This is a genomic window from Kitasatospora sp. NPDC088160 (assembly GCF_044741445.1).
Taxonomy (GTDB): domain Bacteria; phylum Actinomycetota; class Actinomycetes; order Streptomycetales; family Streptomycetaceae; genus Kitasatospora.
Map to the genome: position 1 here is coordinate 65,422 of NZ_JBIUSS010000039.1, position 6,376 is coordinate 71,797.

Consider the following 6,376-nt stretch of genomic DNA (forward strand, 5'->3'; position numbering starts at 1 on the left):
CCCGCAAGGCTCCGAAACGGATCGGCCGCGATCTGGCCGAATAGGTGGCCGAAAGCGCCGCCGCCCGTCTGCTCCGGCATCAGACCGGCACCTCGACGTACGTCCGGCCGGCCGGGACCGCGACGGCGGTACCGCCGGTCGCCTCGGCCAGCCAGGCGTGGAAGGCCGGCACCTCCGGCTGCGGTACGCCCACCTCGATCCGCACCCCGGCCGGTTCGTAGGCCAGGTCGCTGACCGTGTACCCGGCCGCCCGCAGGTCGTTCTCCACCCGCCCCGCGCGCACGTGGTCGGCCGTCACCGCGAGCAGCGCCACCGGCCGCCGCTCCAGCAGACCGACCTCGTCCACCGCCTCGGACACCGCGTTCCCGTACGCCCGCACCAGGCCGCCCGCGCCGAGCTTGATGCCGCCGAAGTACCTGGTCACCACGGCGGCGGTGTCGGTCAGGCCGCGTCGGCGCAGCACCTCCAGCATCGGCACCCCGGCGGTGCCGCCGGGCTCGCCGTCGTCGCTGGAACGCTCGCGGCGCTGCTCGTCGCCGACCACGAAGGCGGTGCAGTTGTGCCGCGCGTCCCAGTACTGCTTGCGGATGCCGGCGATGAAGGCCTGCGCCTCCTCCTCGTCGGCGACCCGGGCGAGGTGGCAGATGAACCGGGACTTCTTGATCTCGGTCTCGTGACTGCCGGCCCGCCGGATGGTGAGGTACGGCCTGGCGGTCGGTTCCGGCGTGGCGGACATGACGCGGTGGTTCTCCCGGAAACGGCGACGGCTGGCGGCGCACACCCCGGGCGTCCCGGGGCGGCACCGCCAGCTTAGGGCGTGTCTTGTGGGTCAGGTCGGTCCCGGCCTGACCCACAAGACACGCCACAGGCCCTGGCCGGGCTTCGTCGGCCGGTCGCGGGGTCAGCGCCCGGCCAGGGCGTCCAACCGGGCGCGGTCCAGGCCGGTCAGCGCGGTGACCTCGGCCGGGTCGACGGCGCCGCAGTCCAGGCCGCGCAGCAGGTAGCCGCTGAGCGCCCGGGCGGTGGCCGGCTCGTCCATCACGTCGCCACCCGCCTTGGCGACGTACGCGGCCAGCCGGGCGGCGGCGGCCGCCAGGCCCTCGCGGTAGAAGGAGTACACCGCGACGTAGCGGGTCGGCAGGTGCGCCGGGTGCATGTCCCAGCCCTGGTGGTAGGCGCGGGCCAGCGAGCGGCGGACCAGGTCGTGGTGGAGCTTCCAGGCGACGTGCACCTGTTCGGTGGAGCCGGTCGGGATGACGTTGGTCGAGCCGTCGGAGAGCCGGACGCCGGTGCCGGCCGCGGCCACCTGCATGACCGCCTTCGCGTGGTCGGCGACCGGGTGGTCCATGCTCTGGTGGGCCGCGCTGACGCCGCAGGAGGCGCTGTAGTCGAAGGTGCCGTAGTGCAGCCCGGTGGCGCGGCCCTCGGCCGCCTCGATCATCCGGGCCACGGTGGCCCGGCCGTCCGGGCCGAGGATGGCCTGGGTGGTCTCGATCTGGATCTCGAAGCCGATCCGGCCGGCGGGCAGCCCGGCACGGCGCTCGAAGTCCTCCAGCAGCCGGACCAGCGCGGTGACCTGCTCGGCGTAGGTCACCTTGGGCAGGGTGAGGACCAGGCCGTCCGGCAGGCCGCCGCCGGCCAGCAGGGTGGCCAGGAACAGTTCCAGGGTGCGGATGCCGCGGTCGCGGACGGCCGCCTCCATGCACTTGATCCGGATGCCGAGGTACGGCGGTGCGGTGCCCTCGGCCACGGCGGCGGCGACCAGTTCGGCGGCGCGGACGGCGGCGGCGTCCTCCTCGGCGTCCGGGCGGGGTCCGTAGCCGTCCTCGAAGTCGATCCGCAGGTCCTCGACCGGCTCGCGCTCCAGCTTGGCGCGGACCCGGGCGTGCACGTCGGCGAGCAGTTCGTCGTCGGCCACGCCGAGGGCACGGGCCAGCTCGGCGGGGGTGCCGGCGTGGGTGTCGAAGGCCTCCAGGGCCTGGCGGCCCCACTCCCTTACGGTGTCGACGGCGAAGGCGTCGGCCGGGACGTAGACGGTGTGCACCGGCTGCCTGGTCCCGGTGTCGCCGGGGTAGCGGCGCGCCAGGTCGGCGTCGACCGGGGCGAGCAGCGCCTCCACGGCGGCGCGGGCGGCGGCGGAGAAGGAGGCCCCGCCCGTCGGTCCGTTACCGTCGACCTCGACCTGCGACATCCGCACTCCTCCACGCCGGACCAGCACTTCAACAGTTTGTTGAGGCGAAGGTAGCTCCGGTCGGACCGGGCGTCAATGGCCGACCGAGCGGTGGGCGGAGGAGCATTCGACGGAGCGTCCGGCCGAGGCGGCCCGGGTCAGTCCCTCCCGGCGGCGGCGTAGCGGTCGCGCAGCTGCGGGTAGAGCTCGGCGACGTCCTTGGGGTGGACCGAGCCGTCCGGGCGGTTGCCGGTGACGCCGTACTGCTTGGTCAGCCACTCGGCGAGGCGCTGTGGGTCGGGCTGGTGCTCGTGGTTGTCCATGTAGCTGACCAGGGCGTCATAGGCCAGGTCCGGATCCAGCCGGGACGGAGCCGAGCGGGGCGCGGACTCCTCGTCGTGGACGGGGAACTGCTCGGCCGCGACGAACTCCTCGCCGTGGACGGGCTGCCCGGCCTGAGCGGGCTGCCCGGCCGGGACGGGCTGCCCGGGGTGGCGGGGCTGCGGCTCGGCGGCGAGCCCCGCCGCCTGAGCGACCTGGGCCTGGGGCTGCTGCGGGAGGACCGGCTCCTCGGCGACCGGGCGCGGGGGCTTGAACCACGGCGAGGCCTGGCCGGGCACCCGCCCGCCGGGGGCGGCGTCGGACGGGTGGCCCGTGGTGCGCACCGGGCGCTCGGTCCACACGTTCAGCTCCTCGCGGTGCGGCTGCGGGGCCTCCTGCGCCACTCCGTCCGGCTCCTGCGCGGCGCGCAGCCGGACGGCCGCCAGCTTCGCCAGCATCGGCGCGGCCACCTCGGCGGACATCGGCGCGACGGCGACCGGAGCCGGGGCCGGTTCGGGCTGGGGTTGGGTCTGGGCCTGGGGTTGGACCTGCTGTATCTGCTGCGGCTGCTGGACCGGCTCCGGGCGGGCCGAAGCGGGAGCCGGGGCGGCGGCGACGGGAGCCGCGGGCGCGGCGGCCTCGGCCTGGGCGATGGCCGTGGCGGCGCGGCCGTCCTGCCGCTGGAGCTCCAGCGCCTCCTTCTCCGCCAGAACCTCCCGAGCCTCGCGCTCGCGCGCCTCCTCGTCCAGACGGTCGAACAGCGTCGGGTCCAGCGGTACCCCGTACTTGGCCAGCTTGAGCGGCAGCAGGGCCTGGATCGGCGCCGAGCGGCGCCAGCCGCGGCCGTACCGGAAGCGCAGCTGCGCCCGGTAGACCAGGCGGTTCTGCTCCAGCCGGACGACCTCGTCGTAGGAGCGCAGCTCCCAGAGCTTCATCCGGCGCCAGAGCTTGAAGGTCGGCACCGGGGAGAGCAGCCAGCGCATCACCCGGACCGAGTCCATGTGCCGGTCGGCCGTGATCGCCGCGATTCGGCCGACCGCGTGCCGGGAGGCCTCGACCACGACCACGAAGAGCACCGGGATGACGGCGTGCATCCCCATGCCAAGTGGATCGCCCCAGGAGGCGGCCGCGTTGAAGGCGATGGTGGCGACGGTCAGCACCCAGGCGGTCTGCCGCAGCATCGGGAAGGGAATCCGCAGCCAGGTCAGTACCAGGTCGAGCGAGAGGAGCACGACGATGCCGGCGTCGACGCCGATCGGAAAGGCGTAGGAGAAGGCCCCGAAGCCCTTCTCCTGGGCCAGTTCGCGCACCGCGTTGTACGAGCCCGCGAAGCCGATGCCCGAAATGATGCAGGCGCCGGCCGCGACCAGGCCGAGCAGGCCCCGATGGGCCTTGGTGAGCGTTGGGCGTGCCATTACGTCTATCAACCCCTGGATGTCGGCTGCTGCCGTACGCTGCCTCGGCTGCCGGTTCCCGCTTGTCGGGGCGCCGGACGGCTGAGCGACCTCCGGGCTCGGCCCACCGGAGTTTACTCGTACACCTGTTTCAGCGTTTCCGCAGCCTGGCGTGTCACCGTCCGGGGCTGACGACCGGCCCGCCGTGGACCGGGCGGATCGTCAGCCCTTCGGCCCGGCCGTTCCGTTGAGGTAGGTCAGCACCGCGAGCACCCGGCGGTTGGCGTCCTCGGCCGGGGCCAGTTCGAGCTTGGTGAAGATGTTGGCGATGTGCTTGGCCACCGCGCCGTCGCTGACCGCCAGGCGGGCGGCGATCGCCGAGTTGGAGCAGCCCTCGGCCATCAGCTCCAGTACCTCGCGCTCGCGCGGGGACAGCCGCAGCAACGGGCCGGGCCGACGCGAGGTGATCTGCATCAGCTTCGCGATCACGTCCGGGTCCATCGCCGTTCCGCCGGCCGCCACCCGGCGGACCGCGTCGATGAACTGGTCGGCGTTGAACACCCGGTCCTTCAGCAGGTATCCGATCCCGCCGGTGCCGTCGGCCAGCAGTTCCCGCGCGTACAGCTGCTGGACGTGCTGCGACAGCACCAGCACCGGCAGGCCCTGGATCTCCTTGCGGGCCTTCAGCGCCGCCTGCAGCCCCTCGTCGGTGAGCGTCGGGGGCAGCCGGACGTCGACCACGGCCACGTCCGGCCGGTGGGTCAGCAACGCCTCCAGCAGTTCGGGGCCCGTCTCCACGGCCGCGGCGATGGTGAAACCGTGCGCTTCCAGCAGTCGGATCAGGCCTTCGCGAAGGAGGTAGAGGTCCTCGGCGAGGACAACTCGCACGGCAGCTCCAAGGTGATGGTGGTCGGACCGCCCGACGTGCTGTCGATGGCGAGGACACCGTCGAAGGTACCCAATCGCCGCTCGATCCCGCGCAGGCCGGTGCCCCGGGACGGATCCGCCACGCCCACCCCGTCGTCCGTCACCGTGATCCGCAGGAGCCCGGCCCGGTACAGGATGTCCACCCACACCTGCTCCGCCCCGGAGTGCTTGGCCGCATTGGCCAGCAGCTCGCAGATGCTGAAGTAGGCCGCCGCCTCCACCGGCGCCGGTGGACGGTCCGGCAGGCTCACGCACACCTCGGTCGGCAGGGCGCTGTCCAGCGCCAAGGCGCGCACGGCGTCGCCCAGTCCACGCTCGGCGAGCACCGGTGGGTGAATGCCGCGAACGAGGTCCCGCAGTTCCTGGAGCGCCCGGGCCGAGGACTGCCGCGCCTCGGAGAGCAACTCCCGAGCTGCTGCCTGATCGGTGTCCATCAGGTGCTCGATCGTGCCCAGCGTCATCCCTATCGCAACCAGTCGCGCCTGCGCGCCGTCGTGCAGGTCCCGCTCGATCCGCCGCAGCTCCGCCGCCTGGTCGCCGACCGCGTCCGCCCTGGTCTCGGTCAGCTCGGCCACCCGCCTGGTCAGCTGGGCGTGCGTCGCCCGGCCGTCCTGGTCCAGTACCCGGCGGGCCACCTCGGCGTACCCGCGCACCGCGTACGGCGCCACGAGCACCCCGACCGCAACCATGCCGAGCCCGAGCACGGCGCTCAGCAGGACCGACACCAGGCGCGCGGGCACCGGCCCGAACCCGTCCACAGGCAGCGGCGTCAGGATGCAGGCCACGCCCAGCACCATCAGAATGGCCACCGGACCCGCCAGCGCCACCACCAGGACGGGGCTGATGGCCAGCCAGGCCACCTCCGACCGGGTGGTCCGGTCCCGGGCGCCCCAGTGCAGCAGTTGCGCGTACTTCGCGACCGTCCGGGAACGGTGGTACGAGTAGCCCGTCCACCAGTGCCCGCGTTCGTCCAGCTCCAACGCGGGCCGGGGCTGGTACACGGCCGGCAGGCGGATGCCGTACCAGCGCTCCAGCTGCTGGCGCGTCCGGCTCGCCGTCCGGCGCACGAACAGGACCGCCACCAGGGCGCCGGCGACGGCCGCCACCGCGAGGCCGAACAGGACCACCGGGTAGTAGGAATCCTGGAAGACCGAGGCCGTGACCCCACCTGCCGCCACCGCCGCTCCCACCGGCAGCACCAGCCCCGGCACCGCGCCCACCACCAGGAGGGCCAGCCGCACCAGCCCCTGGCCGCCCGACGCGACGGCCGCCTCGGCCTGCGCGCGCACGGTCACGCCGCTCGTTCGACTCGCTGTTGCCACGGAAACTCCTGATGCCGGTCTCGATCGTCCTCCACAAGTGTTCACGAACGACCCGCTCCAGGCACTGGCCATGCCACCCCAATTGCGAGGTGGTCCTAGCACCACCTGCGGGTGGACATAGCCCGAGCGGATTGTTGAGATTATCCGGAAATGCAGAGAACCCCCATCCGGTTTCCCGGATGGGGGTTCTCTGTGAATGATTGTTCGGCGGCGTCCTACTCTCCCACAGGGTCCCCCCTGCA

The 6,376-nt window shown here is 73.2% G+C and carries 5 protein-coding genes; all 5 read right to left on the reverse strand.

Annotation, left to right across the window (positions count from 1 at the left end):
* Positions 1–79: 79 nt before the first annotated feature.
* The gene (locus ACIOGZ_RS39310) at positions 80–736 is read right to left on the reverse strand and encodes a YigZ family protein (protein ID WP_363586502.1); all 657 of its coding nucleotides are present in this window, start codon (positions 734–736) and stop codon (positions 80–82) included.
* Between the two features lie 165 nt (positions 737–901).
* On the reverse strand, positions 902–2,191 hold the full coding sequence (locus ACIOGZ_RS39315) for a DUF6986 family protein (RefSeq protein WP_363586501.1): 1,290 nt from the start codon (positions 2,189–2,191) through the stop codon (positions 902–904).
* A 137-nt stretch (positions 2,192–2,328) separates the two neighbouring features.
* On the reverse strand, positions 2,329–3,906 hold the full coding sequence (locus tag ACIOGZ_RS39320; RefSeq protein ID WP_363586500.1) for a DUF2637 domain-containing protein: 1,578 nt from the start codon (positions 3,904–3,906) through the stop codon (positions 2,329–2,331).
* Positions 3,907–4,107: 201 nt separating this feature from the next.
* On the reverse strand, positions 4,108–4,773 hold the full coding sequence (locus ACIOGZ_RS39325) for a response regulator transcription factor (protein ID WP_063347646.1): 666 nt from the start codon (positions 4,771–4,773) through the stop codon (positions 4,108–4,110).
* Positions 4,725–6,134 carry a sensor histidine kinase gene (locus ACIOGZ_RS39330; protein ID WP_400989472.1) on the reverse strand — a complete coding sequence of 470 codons (1,410 nt, stop codon included), beginning with the start codon at positions 6,132–6,134 and terminating at the stop codon, positions 4,725–4,727. The genes ACIOGZ_RS39325 and ACIOGZ_RS39330 overlap by 49 nt, the downstream gene beginning before the upstream one ends.
* Between the last annotated feature and the right edge of the window lie 242 nt (positions 6,135–6,376).

Excerpts from the sequence above, each read along its gene's own strand:
- ACIOGZ_RS39310 (WP_363586502.1), bottom strand. The coding sequence starts at position 736 with ATGTCCGCCACGCCGGAACCGACCGCCAGGCCGTACCTCACCATCCGG.
- ACIOGZ_RS39315 (WP_363586501.1), bottom strand. The coding sequence starts at position 2,191 with ATGTCGCAGGTCGAGGTCGACGGTAACGGACCGACGGGCGGGGCCTCC.
- ACIOGZ_RS39320 (WP_363586500.1), bottom strand. The coding sequence starts at position 3,906 with ATGGCACGCCCAACGCTCACCAAGGCCCATCGGGGCCTGCTCGGCCTG.